Here is a 19952-nt window from a genome sequence, read left to right as displayed (position 1 = left end):
GAGTATTTTAACATATACATCTAAACAAATTCTGAACAATCATTTCAACTCACTCTTTGCGACCTGCATAAAAGCAGTCATGGACGGAGAAATCCATTTTTCCCGATGCCAAATCATTTGTGCCGAAAAGGATATTTCCGATAAATCCCACGGCAAAGCAACCAATTCTCCCTCGCTCAACTCTTTCTTCAAAGCCATTTCAGGCAACAGCGCGATCCCTAGACCAGCCACAGCACATTGTTTAATGGCTTCTACACTATGAAACTCCAGTTCTGTCAAAGCATCCGCACCTTTCTTCAGTAGGGATTGGTCAAAATAACTGCGATAAGAACAGTTCTTTTCGGTCAGTAAAAAATGCTGTTTGTGGAAGTCATCAATGACCAACGCGGAACGTGATGCTAGCATATGATCGGGAGAAACCACCATTTGAAAGGTCTCATCCTTTAAAAACTCTGAATGAAGGTCTTTGGAACCAACAGGCTCATCCAATACAAAAACCACATCGGCATGTCCTTCTCTCAGACTCGATTTAAGCTCTTGCCCGGACAACGGGCGGAACAATAACCGCACACCAGGATAGTCCGCTCGGAAGCGTTTGAATAAGGCTGGAAGAAGATAAGCACACAGCACTTCATCTGCTCCGATTACAACCGTTCCCGCCAATTCCCCGTGTTGATTAGATACGCACTTCGCTTCCTCTACATCGTTTAAGATTTTGGTGGCATACGGCAAAAATTGTTGGCCTGCATCCGTTAACACGACCTTTTTTCCTAATCGATCCAGCAATTTCACGCCCAGCTCTTCTTCCAGCGATTTGATTTGCATGGTTATGGTAGACGGTACATAGCTCAATAATTCAGCCGTTTGATTAAAGCTGCAGGTAGATGCAAGTGTCCAAAAGGTTTTTAGTTGGCGTATTTCCATGAGTCAAACACCTCCTAAGTTCAAAATAAATGAATGATATGTTCGATAACGTTTCGTTGAATTGATAATAGACGTATTGTAGAGTGAAATCAAGTTATTACTATTTTATAAGGAGAATCAATCTATGAACGATTATGAAACATATAACCTTGGAGATACATTACTTCAATCGGGACAACCGCTCCCTCAAGCCTTTATCGCTTACAAGACCTATGGAAACTTAAATGCCGCAAAGGACAATGTTATTGTTGTCCCAACATGGTTTGCTGGAATTCACACAGATAATGAATGGTTAATTGGAACGGACAAGGCACTGGACCCCAGTCGGTATTTTATCGTTGTGCCCAATATGTTGGGTAACGGATTATCGTCTTCTCCAAGTAATACCCCTGCCCCATATGATAAGGAGAACTTCCCTCTCATCTCCATGTATGACAATGTGCGTGCCCAACATCAACTCATCACTCAAAAATTCGGTATCTCCAAAATTAAACTCGTTGTAGGCTGGTCTCTGGGAGCCATGCAGGTTTATCAATGGGGAACCAGTTATCCTGAGATGGTCGAGCGTATTGCCCCCTTTGGCGGAACGGCAAGGAGCAGACCCCATACACAGTTGGTATTCGAAGCATTGATCGCGGCGTTACAGGCAGATTCGAATTTTAAAAACGGAAGATATGAGCTCCCTCCGGTTGCCGGTCTCGCAGCGATGGGAAGAGCTTATGCTCCATGGGGGTTTTCGCAGGCATACTATTTGGAGGAATTGTACCAATCTGAGGGTTACGATACCTTGAAATCTTATGTAGAAGATTACTGGGATCAGGTGTTTTTATCCTTTGACGCTAACGACTTAATCACCATGCTGCGTACAGGAATATATGGAGACATTAGCGATAATCCCGTAGATGACCGCAACTTCGAACAGGCGTTAAGCAAAATCACCTCCCCTGCACTCGTTATGCCAGGGTCAAGTGACTTGTTCTTCACACCAGAAGACAGTGCGTATGATGTTCAACACATGCCAAACGCGGTGTATCAACCTATAGAGTCCAAGTGGGGACACTGCTTTGGAATCGGAGCAAACGAAGAGGATTCACTCGTTATCGATCGTCATCTAAAGCAATTTTTGGAGACATGAGTAAAAAAAGAAGGAGTACAAAGTAAAAAAAGTGCACAAAGCTCATTTATCTTTTCTCGACTACGACTCGAAAGTAAAAAAACATACGGGTTCTCGTCAATAACCTTTATATCCCCTTCCCCCTTTCTCGTTTAGAATATTTTCAAGAAAGCGTTATTGAATTATGACTGATAAGGGGGAAAAGAAATGAACAAGAAAACCAAAGCATTAGTCTTGTCTGTGTGCATGTCAACCTTATTACTCGCAGCCTGTAGCAATGGAAGCGGTACCGAGAAAGGTTCAACTACGGACCCGGATTCCAACGAGGCTGGAACGACAACGATCCACACCGTGACGTCAGAATACTCTTCTGCCAAGTATCCAAAGGGCGATGATATCACAAACAATGTATGGATTAAGCGCTACAAAGAGAAGTTTAATATCGATGTCAAAACAGACTGGGTCAGCGATGAGTATGATACAAAATTGAATTTGGCTATCGCATCGAACGATCTTCCTGACGTCTTTCGGGTTAATCCATCGCAACTAAGACAGTTGGTCGAAGCCGATATGGTCATGGACCTTACCGAGGTCTTTGATCAACACGCTTCCGATCGTCTCAAAGGTTACATGGAAGCGGATGCGGATAGTTACGAATCTGGTAAGAAAGACGGTAAGCTGTACGGGATACCGCAGATGCACTGGGGATTAATTGAACAACCAGACTTCATCTGGATTCGAAACGACTGGAAAGAAGAATTGGGGCTCCATGATCCGAAATCTGTGGAAGACATCAAGAATATCGCACTGAAATTCATGGAAAAGCACGGCGGTTATGGTATAGCCGTAGATCAATCGCTGGATTATCTGAACTTGCTCGCGATTGCATGGAATGCACATCCGGATATGTGGATGGAGGATAACAGTGGACAACTCGTGTACGGCTCCGTCCAGCCCGAGATGAAAAATGCGCTGGCCGAGTGGTCAGAATGGTACAAGCGAGGCATCATTGATCCGGAATTTGCAATCAAAGACTTTAATGCGATGAACGCGGATATCGTAGCCGGTAAAGTGGGCATGCAGCCTTATTACCAATGGTGGGGTTATAATCCGGGTGTCGATACAGTATCCAATCTGGGTAAGGACGCCATCTTCTATCCTTATATCATCCCTACCGTCGATGGGAAGGAAGCCAAACAATCCATTTTCTTCGCCAACAACAATTATATCGTCATGAAAAAGGGATTTAAGAGCCCTGAAGAAGTGATCAAAATTTTGAACGACTATGCTTATATTGTTGATGAAGGTAATGGTAAAGAATCTCCAGAAACGCTATCTGCCTTGCTGGATAACGATATTGCCCATGTTGTCGGTGCGTTCCGTGTACTTAATCCGAATTCGGATTACGAGCAGTATGAGGCTGTCTCAGCTGCCCTTCAATCCAAGGATACCAGTGGACTCACGACCTCGGGAATGTGGCAAAAATATAACAACAGTGTGGAATTCATGGAGAATGCAACTCCAGGAGCAGTTGGTGATTATTTGCAACAAGGGGCTCCAAAGAATGCGTATGGTCTTGCCAAGAAAGTACTGGAAAGCGAGAATTATACAAAGACGGCCTTATGGGGTGTTACGCCAGAAGTACTTTCAAGCTACGGCACAACCTTGGATGATATCCTGACCGAAGGTTTCACCAAGATCATTATGGGTAGCGAAAGTATCGATTATTTCGATGTTATTGTCCAGAATTGGCGTGCAGCCGGGGGCGATGACGCAACTCAGGCAGTTAATGAAGCCTACGGGAAGAAATAATCTCGTTTGTCACAAAGGGGGGATGAGGGTCATCCCTCCCCTTTATTTGATAGCGATTACATTTGGCGTACAAGGAACGGAGGAATATGTATGTTGAGAAAATGGAAGCAGCAGAGTCCTTACCATCTCATGTTGATTCCAAGCCTGGTCTTGGTCTTCATCTTTTGTTACATCCCTTTCTACGGACTTATTATTGCGTTTCAGAAGTACAATCCGGGCCTCGGCTTCAACTCGCCATGGGTAGGATGGGATAATTTTACCCACATATTTAATCAGCCGAACTTCGTAAGAACGATCTGGAATACATTGTACATGTCTGTCTTTAAGATTATCGGTGGTATAATCGTACCCGTAATTTTTGCATTACTGCTTAACGAGGTACTGCACAGTGGAATCAAACGTACATTTCAAACACTTGTCTACATTCCGAACTTCCTCTCTTGGGTCATTATGGCCGGCATCATGCTGGATATCCTTAGCTCCGACGGCATTATCAATACGTTTTTAGGCGTATTTGGTATTGCACCGATCTCCTTTCTTGGCACACCCTCTATTTTTCCTTGGACGATGATTGTGAGTGACATATGGAAAGGTTTCGGGTTTGGCACGGTTGTTTATTTGGCAGCCCTGACCAGTATTGATCCGGGACTTTACGAAGCCGCAGTGATCGACGGAGCGAAACGGTGGAAGCAGACCATCTACATTACGTTGCCTCTCCTCATGCCAACCATTGTTTTAATGACCGTACTTTCACTTGGAAACGTACTCAATGCTGGCTTTGACCAAATCTATAATCTCTACTCCCCTGTTGTCTATCAGACGGGTGATATTATTGATACCTATGTCTACCGTTTAGGAATTCAACAAGCACAGTATTCAATTGGTACCGCTGTCGGGTTATTCAAATCGATCATTTCCAGTGTTCTCGTTGCTGTATCATACATCCTGGCTTACAGAGTGGCTGGCTATCGTATCTTCTAAGAAGGAGGAACTCACATTATGATCTATGATAAAAGTATGAGCAGACGTGTATTTCTTATCATAAACTACACCATATTGCTTCTAATCTCTCTCCTATGTATTCTGCCGTTTATCAACCTGCTGGCTGTTTCATTCAGCAGCAGCGCGGCTGTATCTGCGGGGAGTGTTACGTTCTGGCCTGTGGAATTTACGACAAAAGCCTATGAATTTGCATTAACTGGAGGATCATTTTTCTCCTCTCTCTGGGTTGCCATTCAACGAACTGTTCTCGGGACATTGGTGAATCTGGTTTTGATCGTGCTCACAGCTTATCCCCTCTCCAAATCGAAACAAAAATTGATGGGGCGTAATATCTATATGGGATTTTTCATCGTAACCATGTTATTCAGTGGAGGACTAATTCCAACCTATCTTGTGGTCGTCAAAATGGGACTGATTGATTCCATTTGGTCTCTGATCTTGCCTGGGGCTCTCCCCGTATTCAGTATGATTATTCTCATGAATTTCATTAGGGGTTTGCCCGAGGAAATTGAAGAATCAGCAATCATCGACGGGGCTGGGCCTGTACAGGTATTGCTTCGTATTCTACTCCCGCTCCTCAAGCCTGCTCTGGCAACGGTTGGTCTGTTCAGTATCGTTGCCCACTGGAATTCCTGGTTCGATGGCATTATCTATATGAACAATCCAGCCAATTATCCATTGCAAAGCTACCTGCAGACGCTCTTGCAGAGTTTTGAGCAAATTATGCTGAAATCTGGGTCAGATTATACGCAGCTGTTATCCATGATGAACGCCAGAACGGGACGCGCCGCTCAGATGTTCTTGGGTGCTATTCCGATTTTACTCGTGTATCCGTTCTTACAGAAATACTTTACCAAGGGTTTGGTGCTAGGTAGCGTCAAAGGGTGAACAAAAGGGCTTGCAGTTCATACTGCGAGCCCTTTTGTTCTATCTAAACTTAATTTTTGGGATCGCTGTACCACGTTATGACATGCATGAAACCATGGATGACTATTTCGCTTCTATGATGGCAGGTAGCAGAATTGAGAAAATGGTACCTTCATCTAGTTTACTCTCCACTTGTATCCCATAGGGTTTACCAAAATGAAGTTGAATCCGCCGCTGCACGTTATGCAATCCAATCCCATTTGTTCCTGTACTGGCTCCGGACTTTTCTTCCATCAAGTTCTGCATCGTATGATGATCCATACCGACGCCATTATCGCAGACTTCGATCACAACTTCATCCAGCTGTGATTGAATCCGAATGGTGATGATTCCGTCTTCTTCCAGTTCGGCCAGACCATGAAAAATCGCATTCTCCACAATGGGCTGCAGGATCATTTTGGGCATGCGATAATCCAGCAGTCTATCCTCAATCTCATATCTCATCTGAATACAATCATAGTACCTGACATTCTGAATCGTTACGTAATTGGCTATATTATCGAGTTCCTCACGAATCGTTACGAGGGTTCCTTCGGATCTTGTTGCATAACGGAGCATCGAGATTAGTGCATCGGTCATTTCCACGATTTTGTCAGCCTGTTGCATCGAGGCGATCCATTTCACCGATCCAAGGGTGTTATACAGAAAATGAGGCTTGATCTGGTCATGGAGCGCACGTATCTCGGCCTTGGCTTTCTCTATTTCTTCCTGCTGCATCCGTTCGACCAACCGCTTCAATTCGTGCGACATCCTGTTGAAACGAATAGATAAATGTCCAATTTCATCTCTCGAGCCAATAGGTTCGACGTGTTCAAACTGACCTTTTTCGACCAGAGCGATATTCCGGAGCAGCTTCTTAATGGGAGTTGTAATGACATGAGATAGAAAGATGGATATGACGGCAGCAAAAAGAACCATGACAATGGCCAGCGTCACCAGATTACGGCCCAATATTTTACCGTCGGCAGTCAGTTCATCCAAAGGCATATATAAATACGTTGTCCACTTTTGCTGACTAAGGGGACTCGTCACCACAACATTCAACGATTCAGGTGGACGAACGTTGTCCCGGAACAGTGTCCCGATTAATCGATCGTTTACGTTGTATACGATCTTGTCATCTTCATCGACGATCATGAATCTGGAGCGAAGCCCCTCCTGCAAGTTGCGATTGACGATTTCAATGAATTTGATATCAATGCTGACAACGATTACGCCAAGCAGTTCCCCGCTAGCCACATCATGAATTTTCCGAGCGTGTGACACAGCCAGTATTTTATTCTCCAATTGCTCGTCGATTCGCGTTGTGAGCGTAATGGTTCGATCATGATCATGCATGAACTTTTTAAACCACAATTCGTTCGCTACTTTGAAGTTTGGATCAATAGGTTGATGTGGACTGACGAACAGATCCTGTCCGCCGTTCATATTGTAGAGGTAGATGGAAAAGACGCGGTCCTTCATCATGATATAATTCATCAGAATATTGTAGGCGGCAATCTCATGTTGTTCATTGCCATCTCGCAAGAAATCCTGGATCGGAAAACTTCCTTCATGGGTCGCAGATAGATTATTGCTGAGGCCATTGCTGGCTAGCAGTGAGATTTTCTCAATCTCCTTGAGGAACTCGTCGATGCGAATATTCGTTTGTTTGGCCAGATCACTTAACAACGTTGTATAGTTCTGGGCCAATAACCGCTCTGAGGAATAGTACGAACTGATCGTCATTACCAATACGGGAAGGATAATGACCGTCATGCAGATCACCATAATTTTGTACTTGATTCGGAAGGGCTGGACAAGCTTCATATGCTGCACCTCTATTCACCGATTACACTCATGCCTGCTGTAGTTCTCGATATTCCTCCGGAGTGACGCCTACCGATTTTTTGAAAATCTTACTGAAGTACGTGTAATTATGGTAGCCCACCTTTTCTGCAATTTCATACACTCTCAGTCCTTTGCTCAATAGATAAGACTTCGCATGTTCAATCCGAACACGAGTCAAGTACGTGATAAAGTTCTCTCCTTTTTCCTGCTTAAACAATCGGCTGAGATACGATGGGTTGACACTGATTTGGCTAGCGATACTTTGCAGTGAAATATCTTCCGCATAATACTTGTCGATCAACTCAATGGCGAGGTCTGCGTAGGTACTTTCCTGTTTAATTTGGGAATCGGTTTGGAAGTAATACACAATATGAGCAAGCATATCCTGATGGATGTCCTCCCAATACTCACCCTTCAGAACGGTTTCATATGGCGATTTCTTTGTAAAAGAAGGCGTACCTCTTTCCGCAGCTCGTGACAGATGGGAGTGTATCGTTTCCATTACCATGATATATTGCTTGCGAATGCTATTCTCATCCGCCCGCTGGGCTTCCAGATCCGAGCGAATTCCTTCAAGAAACTCCTTCGCCTTTTGGTTGTCTTTGCTTACCCACAACTTCAACAAATCTCGTTCTTGTTGTGCACTCAGAGCGCCCTTAACTTCATTTCGATCAGGGGATTGAACCATGTCCTCGTAATACAATACCTCGTTACTGCCTTTGAAGAAACCTTGTTGCAGAGCTATTTCTGCCTCTTGGCAAGCCTTTCTAATGTAAGGGAAACTCGGAACGATTGTACTCACACCAGCCGTTAGCGATAGATTCATAAAATCCTTGATTGAAGAGAGCAATTTGTTACACAGTTTGTTCAAGTCGGCGTGTACAGATGGGCTCTCTGGAAGTACATTGACGATAACCCAATACTCAGAAGAAATTTCAACAAAGATCTCTTTCTCCCATTTCGAAGGAATAATCTCTTCCATAATATTAAGAATCGAAAATCGGAGCAGCTTTTCCCCCTTCTCTACATATTTCCGCTTCGCATCCTCGTAATAGTTCACGATGAACTTGATGACGACCAACTGGTCCGAACGTATACGAAAATGCAGTTCTTCCGCTTTGGCAACGATATCCTTTCCACCGATGAATCCGCTTACAATATCTTGAAAGAAGCTGTCCTTTAGATGTCTTAGGGTCTTGGAGTAATCCTGTGCCATAGAGGGTGTGTTAGTTGGGTGAACATGTTCGCTTTGCAGTTTCTGTCCAACGGTGCTCAGGAGCTCAATAAGGGCAGTTTCTGTAATCTCGCTTTTAATCAAGTAATCTGAAGCGCCAAGTTTTAGTGCTTCTTTCACATAATGAAATTCGTCAAAATTACTCAGGATGACATACTTACAGGTTTTCAGTACGCAGGAGGCCTCTTGTATGAGCTGTAGCCCATCCATAATCGGCATCTTGATATCTGTAATAATTAGGTCAGGCATCACTTCAAGCGCAAGGCTCAATGCCTCTTTTCCATTTCCCGCTTCACCAACAACATAGAAATTGTACTCTTCCCAGTTCAGCATGGAACGAATTCCAACCCGCATGAGCAATTCATCATCTACGATCATCAATTTATACATGCATATCCCCCAACATGAACCATTTTTAGATATTTTACCATTAAACGAATCATTGCAAAGGTGTCTAACGAACCTTCTTGAGTTGTGGATTTCATAAAAACCACTTTTACAGAACGTATGTTCCTGTTATAATCAGATTATCGTATTTAGTGCAGTATACAACTCCCACCTGGAAAGGATACATATCATGAATTTATACAAGTTTGAATTAACGGTGAATGGATATCTGTTACGCGTTCATTTCAGTGCATCTGAAGAAAGTGGGCTAAAATGGTGCAAACGTATTGCTTCTGAATTCCAGAGTAACGTTGCCAATCTGGAGATCAAGGTTGATATACATAAGAAGCAGAAACAAAAGCATGCACGAGAATATCACGGAAAACCATATCTGTATGATCGGACACTCAGGAAAAAGCCGCTTGCCAAGAAAAATAACGCGTCCGAATCATCTGCTGTTATGTAAAAGTGTTTACAAGACGTAAGAAAAGACAAGTGAACTGGAACACATTCAATCGTTGTTTGATTTTCATGTTGAGTACAATTATGAGGTTTTCTTCTCCTGTTCGACATAAGAACTAGGTTTCTTAAAACAAAAAAAGCCGCAATCTATGCGACTTTTCAAGCAATAATCTGTTTTATAGTTCCCCAGCTTCTCTATGTTTCCTTTCTCAATGCCTCCACGATACTTGTTTGATTCAATCGATACATCGGCCAGGCTGTGGCGACAAGCGTTGTTGCTATGGCACCCACAAAAGCAAGCACAATGCTGCCCCATGGGATCGTCCAAGCTACATCGAAAGCACCTTTGAAGAGATGATGTATCCCATAGCTTAGTGCTGTTCCGAGTATACTACCGTATAGCGCAGAGTACAGGCCGTATAAAACGCCTTCCAACAGGATCATTTTCCCTACATTACGCTGTGTCATGCCGATAGCTTTGAGCACCGCAAATTCTTTGGTTCGTAGAATGAGATTGGTGCTGACGGTGTTCAGTATATTTAGGAACGCAATCAGGACAATGACACCAATAAATCCATATAAAAAGATCTTGGTGGTTGTCGCATCGTTTTTGGCTTGGGCAAGTTGCTGCACCTTATCTGTGTAGCTGTAACCGGCATCTTTTTGGGTCAGGGATTTGAGATAGTCCGTGATCGGTTTGTTGGAAATATCGGTCTTGGCAAGAATAAAGATTCTGGAGTACGTATCGTTACCTGTAACCTTCTCTACGACTTCGGGCGTAGTGATGAATTCAATAATAGCACTCTCATTATAGCTGCTCGACAACAAGCCTTGATCAATAATTCCAGTTACCGTCAGTGTTGTGTATCCTTGACCCTTTCCGTCCGAGTCTAAGGGACGTACTTGGATGTGATCCCCAACCTTGAATTGGGTTTGATCCATAACAATCTGTCTGCCATCCTCTGTTGTCATTCTTAATTTCTGATTGATGATAACGCCATTTTCCCGGTTCATCTTCTCTTTGTCGATCGTACCAGCCGTTAGTTTGGATTTCAGAGCATCGAGTCCGTTATCTCCGTAAGATTCGAGGTAATTGTTGTCTGTTCGGTACCCCTCTCCTTCTTCAACAGAATACATTCCCGGACGGAGTTCATAATACTTGGGATTCACTTTTTCTTTCGGAAACATAGCCATCACTTGATTATTGTAAAACGGATAGGCATGTTCTACTGCATCAAGCTTAACAATGTCAGAATATACGGAATCATCGATCCGTTTGGAAGGTCCTTCATAGATAACCGAGTAGGAATAATCGATTCCTGATTGCGATGTCTGCCCCAGCAAACCAGCTATTCCGCTAAAAACAATAAATAGAATCATGCTGACCACTATGGAAAAGGCAGTGATGCGGAAGCGCTTTTTGTTCCGCCTGATGTTTCGACTAGCAAACTGTCCTTCGATACCCAACAGTTTTCCCAGCAGTTTTGATTTCCGGACAGATGTTACGTTCTCCACCTTCGTGCCTCCCGAGCTATGAACCGCCTCAAGTGGGGATACCTTCGCTGCCAGTCTCGCAGGTCCGATAGCAGACAGATAAACAGTCAATAATCCCAGTACACCAGCTATGATCAGGATTGGAAGGGAGATGACCATTTGCATATCATTCAGAAATCCCAACGCCAAAAAGCTGATGTTGTAAAACAGAAGTTTCATAAAAACAGTTCCCGTCAATAATCCAACAGGAATAGCAATTAGACTCAGTATTGTAGCCTCTTTGAGAACTAATTTACGTATTTGTGATGGGGTAGCCCCAATGCACCGCAGCATTCCGAATTGCGAGGTCCGCTCCAGAACAGAAATATGAAACGTATTATATATCACTGCACTCGTACAACCCATAATAATAATGATGATTGCTGCGAATGCATATAACAAACTATGGTTTACACCTTCATAGGTGCTTTTGCCATACAACTTAAGCAGTTCATTATTATATTCGACACGAATATTTTTATATTGAATATCCTTATCCAAGGCTACGGCAGAGCCTTGATCCACTTGGTTTAGCTTCAATGAAGATATTATCGCTTCTGCCTTCGCCTGAATCTGATTCATCGATTTCATTTTGACATAAATAAAATAATTTTTATCCGCATCGATTTTTTCATTATCTTCATACGTGATGGCTGGTAAAATGAAGCTGGCAGACCACGAAGCGTTAGTACCTGTCTTCATAAACCCTACAACGGTGAATTCTCTCTCTTGTTGGGGACGAAAGTCTTCATCAAGATCCCAGCCAAAATCACCCAGACCATGGATAGGTTTGATCTCCCCGGTTGATGCGACAGTTCGTTCTCCCAGACTCAGAGTAATCGAATCTCCAAGCTTTGGTTTGGTCGCAAAACGATCCAGGCTCCAGGTCGAAAGAAGAACTTCATGCGAGTTTTTGGGCAGCCTGCCCGAATCCAGCTGAACCTGTAGCTTGTTCATCGCATCGGCATCATAACCTTTGAGATTCAAATACCGATAAGGTGCAGCAAACGGATTTTCCTGTTTTTCTTTCTCACTCGTTTTGCTGATGACCGAATAACCTTCTCTGCTGATAATTCCAGCACTCTCTACGGAGGCATTATTGACGACTCTTGAGACTGCTTCTCCGGGTAATCCGTTAAAAGAAACATGGTAATCCCCATACTCTTGAACGGTTTGCCGAACCACCTTGTCTCTGAAGCTAAGGCCAATGGTTCCCATGGCTGTAAGTAGGGTCACAGACAATATAATGCCAATGATCGTTAGTATTGATCTTTTTTTCTGCCCTAGCAAATATTTTTGGGTAAGACTAGTATACCTATTCACGATCTTTCACCCCTGTTTGCTGCAAGAGTGTACCATCTTTTATATTTACAACACGGTCTGCTCGCTGGGCCACATTCAAATCATGTGTGATCATAATCAAGGTTTGATTGTATTTTCTGACGGAGAAGGTAAGAAGATCCACAATCTCTTTACTGTTCTTGCTGTCCAGATTGCCGGTTGGTTCATCCGCCAGAATAATCGATGGTTTATTAATCAATGCACGTCCAATTGCAGTTCGCTGCTGTTGCCCGCCTGATAATTCGGACGGAAGGTGCTGCCTTCGATCGCTGAGTCCCAGCACGCTCAATAATTCCTCAAGATAACCCTCGTCCACATGTTTATTCTCAAGCAGCATCGGCAATTTAATGTTTTCTTCCGCAGTTAACACCGGGATCAAGTTATACGATTGAAAAATAAAACCGATTTTACGTCTTCTGAACACAGCCAATTCATTTTCACTTTGAGAATACAGGTCCATACCATCAATAATGACTTGGCCACTTGTCGGTTGATCCACTCCCCCGAGCAGATGCAGCAATGAGCTTTTGCCAGATCCACTGGCGCCCACGATCGCAACGAATTCTCCTTGATTGACGGACAGATTAACATCTCTCAATGCTTCCACCCTAGCCTCAGCACTTCCGTATATTTTACATAAATGATCGGTCTTCAAAATTTCCACCCTGTTGTACCTCCAGTTGTATGATTAACATTGCTTGATTGTTATTATAGGTGTGGAAGCTTACGTTGAAGTGAAGAAGAAGCTTACATTATCGTAAGCTTCTTCTTAAGTCCACTCTTTTTTGAAAAACGAAATTCTGAATGTCGTTCCTTCTTGAGGCACACTCTCTACCGTAATGATCCCGTTTTGTTCCTCAATGATTGATTTGGTCAAAGCCAGACCAATCCCTATACTGTTGGGCTTGTTATGGTTCTTGCCTTTATAGAATCGCTTGAAAATGTGAGGCATATCATCGGGATGAATACCTTCGCCGTTGTCCTGAATAATGATTGTATCAAACAGTGCGTTTTCCTCCAAATAGATTTGAACCTTCCCCTCTGGTGGGGTGTGTTCCAGTGCATTTTTTATCAAATTCATAACAGCTTCCTTGAGCCATTCTTCATCTGCCTGCACAAACGCATTTTCACTACCGAGGATGGAGATCGTCTGCCGTTTCTGGTCTGCTACCGTCCGAAGTGAATAGACAGCGCTCTCCACCATCTCCCTTAGCTCGATCCTTTCTTTTCGAAATCCAATAGCTCCCGCTTCGACCCGTGCCAGCTTCAGCAGGCTGATAATGAGCCATTCCATTCGGTCAAGCTGCTGCCGACTTCGTTCCAGAAACGTCATTCTCATTTCTTCTTTCATCCCGGGTTCATTCAGCAGATTCTCATTGAACACAATCAGAGAGGCCAGGGGTGTCTTGAGCTGGTGAGAAATGTCGGATAACAGATTGCGCAGAAAGGTTTTTTCCTGCTGGAGTAGCTCCAGGCTGTTAGTTAGTCTTCCAGCCATCGCATTAAAGCTCCGGCCAAGTGAGCCGAAGTCTCCATCCTCCGTCTCAGGCAGTTTTTGATCGAATTGCTGTTCCACAACCTGCTCCGCTGCATGGGAAATCGTTCTGATTTTTATAAAAAATTTACGATACTCCCACAGAAGTACAATTAGGAGTGGAATCAGGAACATCAATACTTGAGTCGCTGTTTTCAAGGGTAATGCTCGTCCTGTAAGAGCCGGTTGCTCTTCTAAAGGCATACCCGCCTGATAACCGTATTGTGCAAGAATGCGTTGCCCCTCTGCAATTTCATCGGTCTGGGCTCCTTGGGTAACAAAGTGAATCACCTCATTCTCCAACTGGGGATCTTTCATCAACAGATGTCCGATCAGGGCGCTATTCTGATTCACTATAGTTGTGTTGATGCTATCAACTTGATGCTGCATGTAAAAAAACATCATAAACGACAAAAGAACTTGCAGAGCAAGTACTTTAATTGCGAGGGATTTCCACTCGGGATTTCGCAGGACTTCGATCATGTTCATTTTCCTATAACTTCCACGTTCCATTTATATCCAATCCCCCGAACGGTTACGATATACTGCGGTGCTGCAGGAATATCTTCGACTTTCTCTCTTAACCTACGGATATGGACAGAGAGCGTATTATCATCAATGAAGTCGCCCGACAGATCCCAAAGATGATTCAGGATTGAACTTCTGCTGCATATCTGTTTCGGATGAGAGATCAACATCAATAGTAGTCGGTATTCAAGCGCCGTCAGTGTAACTTCAATATTGTTTTTGAGTACAGTTCCTTCTAAAATACGCACCTGGATGTTATCCGATATCCATAAGCTTACTTCTTGTTTTCCCTTGTTGTTACGTCGTAATACGGCTTTAATTCGTGAAATAAGTTCTTTGGTTCGAACAGGCTTGGTTACATAGTCGTCTGCTCCGAGATCAAGCCCTGCGACTACGTTTGCTTCCTCATCCAAAGCCGTCAAAAAGATAATGGGCACTTGCGACGTTACCCGAATCTCACTGCATAGTTGATATCCCGATCCATCAGGCAGAGTGACATCCAACAAAATCATATCAATCGACTTTGCCTGCAGTGCCTGTCTGGCTTCTTCCAAGCTACCCGCCACAACGACCTCATATCCTTCATTGGACAATGTATATTGAATACCAAACACCAGATTATCATCATCTTCTACAAGTAATAAGCGATTCATCGTACACCTCAGCTCATGCTATTTTGAATTTGCTTTTATTTCATTTTGTTTATGGAGTTCCTGCGTCATTATACATCATTTGAGTTTCTACACTATAACATTATGATTAATGGGATGTTCCATGAGGTTTCTTCTGGATTATACAAGTTTAAGATTTTCCTCAGACAGGCAAACTGGTTAGGGTACATTTTAATTCAGGTGTTCTCCATTCTGCCAAATAGTTTAGCTACTCTGTGTACTCTTGTCCTTCAAGACAAAAGATAAAAGCCTGCTCCTATGTGGAACAAGCTTTTATCCGTGTCAGTTGTAATATAGCCAAGAAAGATTTTTGTTCACCGTTTAGTATCTCTCTGATTCCTTAAATATCATATAACGATGGACACCTCTGACAGCTTGCATTGCTTCCTGTAAATGCTGAATCGCAGTTTCGCGTTGTCCCGCTTTTAGTTCGATCGCTGCAAGAAGCGAAGATCTCATCCAGACCTTACTAATGGATTTCAAGTGTTCCCTCGCCTGATCACTTCTTCCTTCTTCCATAAGTAAATACGTTTCATAATATGTACGATAATCCGATCTTCGCATATTCTGTACCGCAGTACGAACAGCTACCAAGTCGTTGCGATAGGAGCCGTAAGCTGCATTATATACTGCTTGTGTCCTTTTATTCGTGTCCTCATTTCTAATGCGCTCTATTGTGTGTTCCAATTCATCATCAAGTCTGTTTGCAAGAGCGTAATAGATATAAAGCTTTGGGGTATTCTCCTGTCTGCGTAGAAAAGCCTCGACGCGGCCCATACGTGTTTCCCAACCTAGAGGATAAAAAACACGAATGGTAAACATGATCAGAGTCGCGGTGAGAACGACCCCAAGTATCCAAAACAGAGATTGGTCATTCATCTTCATGTACACAACAAATAAAAATACGGCCAAATAAAAAACAATATCCCACTTATATTTTCCCATCATCCATCTCCTTTATAGACATAAAAAAACTATTATATCAAAACAAACCCCAAGGAGTATATGCACTGCATCCTTTGGGGTTTAGTTAAATTTATAAAAAATTGATTCTTTGAAATTTTCTTCATTAACGACAACCGACAGCATTGTCTACTCAATAGACTACATTTTCACGCCCCGGCGTCTCCAATCATTTGTCGTTCAATTTGCTTCATTTCATAAAAATAACCTTTTTGCTCCATTAACTCCGAGAAAGAACCTGATTCTACAATCTTGCCTTGGTCCATGACTACAATCCGATCCATCTCTTCCAATCCCGTCAGTCGGTGACAGATCAGGAGAAGTGTATCTTCGGCCGCCTGTGCCAAAAGATGCTGTAATACCCGTTGCTCTGTGACGTAATCCAGTGAGGACGTGGGTTCGTCAAACAGCCATAAACGTCCGTTGCGCAGCATGGCGCGTGCCAGAGCCAGCCGCTGTTTCTCGCCATCCGACAGGTTTTCCCCTTTTTCATACACCATGTCGGTCAACAACTTATTCGGCAGTTGGACTTTATCCAGCACATCCGACAATTGTTCATCCGAATGTTCTTCTCCATTCAGCAACAGGTTATCACGGATGGTCCCCCGGAAGAAATGACTTTGCTGCAACACAACATTCGCCCTTTGCCAAATGCTCTCTTCATTCAGTTCCTTCACCGGAACATCGTTTAATCGTATGTCGCCAGACGTTGGTGTACGCAGCTTGAGTAGCAAATCGATAATCGTTGACTTGCCTGATCCGCTTGGCCCGACAATCGCAGTTTTGGAGCCTGCTGCAAGTTGCAGGGATAACTCCCTCAGCGCCAGTCTCCATTCCCCTTCATATTGAAAGTTAACATGGGATAACTCGATCGAAACCGCATGATCGGCTGACACTTCACCGCTTGGCTGCACAGGATGCACATCGGAGGTCGGCACTGTTTCCGACAGTCGCCGAGCGGCGTGTTCACTGTCCTGCTTATATAGAGGTAATATAGCCATTGCCGCAGCTTCTTCGAACACGGTCTGCGTAGCCAGGATCAGCATGGCGAGGAATACACCGGCAAATGCTCCATTCATAATTAAGAAAGCGCTCAGTGCCAGCACCCCCCATGTAATGAGATACGTCACAAATACGTGCATGGATTGCCCGCGCAGCAAGTGCGAAGCGGCTTGCTTCTGTTCGGTTGCCAGTGCAGCGGAAGCCTGCTGAAGCTGTTGCTCGCGCTGTTCCAATTGGCCGTATACTTTCAGATCACGGAAACCATACAACACTTCGGTCACTTCCGTGGACAGCAAGGCCCGTTGCTGGCGGACACGTCCGTGTATTTTTCGCTGACCAAGCAAGACAATACCTGGTACAACAAATGCCGTGATCAGCATGCCTAGTACTAATAAACACGCAATCCAGATCGAAAAGGCCGAAGTGAACAGCATGGTAGCCAAAAACACCATAACAACCATGATTGGTGGATACGCGACCCGCAAAAAGTAATTTTGCAAGCTTTCCACATCACCCACGATCCGCGCAAGCAGATCCCCGCTTCGGTTTTTGTTCAATATACCTGGCGTTACCGGGATCAGTTTAGCAAAAAAGGACGTCCGCAAACGGCTCAACATGGAGAACGTAGCCCTGTGGGAATACAAACGTTCTCCGTAGCGACTTGCCGCTCGAAGGAAACCAAGTAGTTTGACCATGGAAGTGAGTACAATTAAGGTGTACAGCGGTGGCGCAAACACCGTTTGCGATATCATATATCCACTCGCGGAAAAGAGAGCTACACCTGCTATGCCGGCGATGAATCCGCCTAATATCGAAAGCAAGATATCCTTGCGTTCCTGGATCATCGCTTTGGACAGAATCGTAAGCTCATTCATGCTAATCCTCCTCTCCGTTGTACATCCACCATCTCGGCGTACTGCGGTAATCTTGTCAGAAGCTCATCATGATGTCCCGAGTCAACCAAGACCCCATTGTCCATGAACAAAATGTTGTCCGCATGTTGAATTGTATATAAACGGTGTGCTACCGTAATCATCGTTGCCGTTTTGGCTAATGACGCAATGGATTGTTGCAGTACCTGCTCGGTGTGAAGATCCAGTCCTACTGTGGGTTCATCGAACAAAATGACGGCTGGTCTCTTCAGAAAAGCACGTGCCAAGGCAAGTCGCTGCTTTTCCCCACCAGATAACCCCCGGCCACCTTCACCAACAAACGTATCCAATCCCTGCTCCAATTGTGCAACAACGCCAGCAAGCCCTGCTTCCTCTGCCGCCTGCTCAATTTCAGCTCTGGAGACGTTCCGCCCCGCCCCAATCGAAATATTTTCGGCAAATGTACCTGCAAAAATATACGGATGCTGTGTAATGTAGCTAACACGTTCAAACCATGCAGCCTCATCATGTTGCGAAAGCTGGCTTCCGTTAACCAGAACCGCTCCCGAATCTGGTTTCAGTAAACCGGCAATGAGATGAAGCAGCGTGGTTTTACCTGAGCCACTTTTGCCTGCAATAGCAATCTGTTCTCCCGGTCCAATCGAGATCTGTCCTGTCTCAAGTCCAAAGGAATCAGGTGTGTACTGGAATCGGACATCGCTCATTTCAATGGTTGGTGGCAATGTAATCAACTCGGCACGAGCTGTACGAAGCTCCTCCGTTTGTGCCATTGCATTGATATTGGTTAATTCGCTTTGATCCGATCCTTCTTCAGGCTTCGTTTGTGTGCTCTTGACACTAGTGTCCGCGAGCATCTGTTCCACCTTGCGAATGGCCCCCATACTGGTTCGCCCGCTGTGAAAAGCCGTTCCCGTATTTTTCAACAGACTGTAAAACTCAGGGACGAGCAACAACACAAGAAAGGCCGTGTGGAAGCTCATCGATTTGAACACAAGTAACTGAATAGCCAGTTCAAGCGCAACAATACCGATGCTTAACATCACAATCGATTCCAGCATAAACGTATTTGTAAATGCAATCTTCAAAATGCCCATCGTGGCATCACGATACCCCAGACTGCTGCGTTCAATCTCCTGTTGCTGAGGTTTAGCCCGACCGAATATTTTTAACGTAACCAGCCCTTGAAGCGAATCCAGGAATGTACCGGAAAACTCAGCCAGTTGCGCGTATTTTTCTTCTGATTTGTTCTTCGTCTGGAGCCCAACCAAGATCATGAACAACGGGATAAACGGTGCCGTAAACAGCATAATCCAGCCCGTGTTGGCGTGATGAGTAAACGTAACGACCAGAATCAGAATCGGGATCATCGCGGCTTCCATCATTCGAGGCATATATTGACTGAAATAACTGTCAGCCTCATCCACAGCATCCAAAGCAACACTTACCTTTCCTCCCGTCTGTCCACTCAGGGTTGAGGGCATGGAAGCGCGGGTCAGGTTCTGCAACACCGATGCTCGCATATTTGTCTTGGCACGGGCTGCCATATGCAAACCCACTTTCCCGTTGCCATACGTCAACAGTGTGCGTACAGCCATAACACCCAGCAATAGCCCAAGCAACAGCATCACCGATGAGAAGGAAGCTTTCTCTACAAAAATCCGTTGAACTGCTTCAGCCACCAATGTGGCCTGGCTTACAATAGCTACACCAAGGGCCAGCGAAATCATCGCAAGGAGAAGCCTGTTTTTTCGTTGTAAAGACATTTGCTGCGAGATCAGATTGGATTTAGCTTTCC

15 protein-coding genes are annotated in these 19952 nt (G+C 44.3%); 5 read left to right on the top strand and 10 right to left on the bottom strand.

Features of this window, described 5'->3' with window-relative positions:
- Window positions 1–39: 39 nt before the first annotated feature.
- Window positions 40–924 carry a LysR family transcriptional regulator gene (locus AC1S8V_RS14890; RefSeq protein ID WP_482074250.1) on the bottom strand — a complete coding sequence of 295 codons (885 nt, stop codon included), beginning with the start codon at window positions 922–924 and terminating at the stop codon, window positions 40–42.
- Window positions 925–1048: 124 nt separating this feature from the next.
- Here AC1S8V_RS14890 and AC1S8V_RS14885 point away from each other — a divergent pair, with 124 nt between their 5' ends.
- From AC1S8V_RS14885 to AC1S8V_RS14870, 4 genes are all read left to right on the top strand, one after another.
- Complete coding sequence (locus AC1S8V_RS14885) at window positions 1049–2059, top strand: alpha/beta fold hydrolase (RefSeq protein ID WP_482074249.1); 1011 nt, start codon at window positions 1049–1051, stop codon at window positions 2057–2059.
- 186 nt (window positions 2060–2245) lie between these two features.
- A complete protein-coding gene (locus AC1S8V_RS14880; protein WP_482074248.1) occupies window positions 2246–3850 on the top strand; it encodes a type 2 periplasmic-binding domain-containing protein in 1605 nt (534 codons plus the stop codon).
- A 90-nt stretch (window positions 3851–3940) separates the two neighbouring features.
- Window positions 3941–4831, top strand: a complete 891-nt coding sequence (locus AC1S8V_RS14875; protein ID WP_074095111.1) for an ABC transporter permease — start codon at window positions 3941–3943, stop codon at window positions 4829–4831.
- An 18-nt stretch (window positions 4832–4849) separates the two neighbouring features.
- A complete protein-coding gene (locus AC1S8V_RS14870) occupies window positions 4850–5740 on the top strand; it encodes a carbohydrate ABC transporter permease (RefSeq protein ID WP_482074247.1) in 891 nt (296 codons plus the stop codon).
- A 102-nt stretch (window positions 5741–5842) separates the two neighbouring features.
- On the opposite strand, the gene AC1S8V_RS14865 is transcribed toward AC1S8V_RS14870, so the two are convergent.
- On the bottom strand, window positions 5843–7588 hold the full coding sequence (locus tag AC1S8V_RS14865; RefSeq protein WP_482074246.1) for a cache domain-containing sensor histidine kinase: 1746 nt from the start codon (window positions 7586–7588) through the stop codon (window positions 5843–5845).
- A 28-nt stretch (window positions 7589–7616) separates the two neighbouring features.
- Window positions 7617–9233, bottom strand: a complete 1617-nt coding sequence (locus tag AC1S8V_RS14860) for a helix-turn-helix domain-containing protein (RefSeq protein ID WP_482074245.1) — start codon at window positions 9231–9233, stop codon at window positions 7617–7619.
- Between the two features lie 187 nt (window positions 9234–9420).
- Here AC1S8V_RS14860 and AC1S8V_RS14855 point away from each other — a divergent pair, with 187 nt between their 5' ends.
- Window positions 9421–9696, top strand: coding sequence for a hypothetical protein (locus AC1S8V_RS14855; protein ID WP_482074244.1), 276 nt, complete (start codon window positions 9421–9423; stop codon window positions 9694–9696).
- A 191-nt stretch (window positions 9697–9887) separates the two neighbouring features.
- Here AC1S8V_RS14855 and AC1S8V_RS14850 read toward each other — a convergent pair whose 3' ends face one another.
- The 7 genes from AC1S8V_RS14850 to cydD all read right to left on the bottom strand — a co-directional run bounded on the left by AC1S8V_RS14850 (window position 9888) and on the right by cydD (window position 19920).
- Entirely contained in the window at window positions 9888–12548 is a 2661-nt protein-coding gene (locus AC1S8V_RS14850) for an FtsX-like permease family protein (RefSeq protein WP_482074243.1), read from the bottom strand.
- Entirely contained in the window at window positions 12541–13230 is a 690-nt protein-coding gene (locus tag AC1S8V_RS14845; protein WP_482074242.1) for an ABC transporter ATP-binding protein, read from the bottom strand. The genes AC1S8V_RS14850 and AC1S8V_RS14845 overlap by 8 nt, the downstream gene beginning before the upstream one ends.
- A 105-nt stretch (window positions 13231–13335) precedes the next feature.
- Window positions 13336–14589, bottom strand: coding sequence for a HAMP domain-containing sensor histidine kinase (locus AC1S8V_RS14840; RefSeq protein WP_482074241.1), 1254 nt, complete (start codon window positions 14587–14589; stop codon window positions 13336–13338).
- The gene (locus AC1S8V_RS14835; RefSeq protein ID WP_482074240.1) at window positions 14586–15281 is read right to left on the bottom strand and encodes a response regulator transcription factor; all 696 of its coding nucleotides are present in this window, start codon (window positions 15279–15281) and stop codon (window positions 14586–14588) included. Before AC1S8V_RS14835 ends, AC1S8V_RS14840 begins: the two co-directional genes overlap by 4 nt.
- Before the next feature lie 339 nt (window positions 15282–15620).
- Window positions 15621–16247 (bottom strand): hypothetical protein, encoded by a 627-nt coding sequence (locus AC1S8V_RS14830; protein ID WP_482074239.1) that lies wholly within the window; start codon window positions 16245–16247, stop codon window positions 15621–15623.
- 164 nt (window positions 16248–16411) lie between these two features.
- On the bottom strand, window positions 16412–18139 hold the full coding sequence (cydC, locus tag AC1S8V_RS14825; protein ID WP_482074238.1) for a thiol reductant ABC exporter subunit CydC: 1728 nt from the start codon (window positions 18137–18139) through the stop codon (window positions 16412–16414).
- Window positions 18136–19920 carry a thiol reductant ABC exporter subunit CydD gene (gene cydD, locus AC1S8V_RS14820; RefSeq protein WP_482074484.1) on the bottom strand — a complete coding sequence of 595 codons (1785 nt, stop codon included), beginning with the start codon at window positions 19918–19920 and terminating at the stop codon, window positions 18136–18138. Before cydD ends, cydC begins: the two co-directional genes overlap by 4 nt.
- Between the last annotated feature and the right edge of the window lie 32 nt (window positions 19921–19952).

The sequence above is a fragment of the Paenibacillus sp. B46(2026) genome (genome assembly GCF_056786355.1).
The sequence above is the reverse complement of the archived record's forward strand: the minus strand, read 5'-3'. Positions and strand labels throughout refer to the sequence as shown.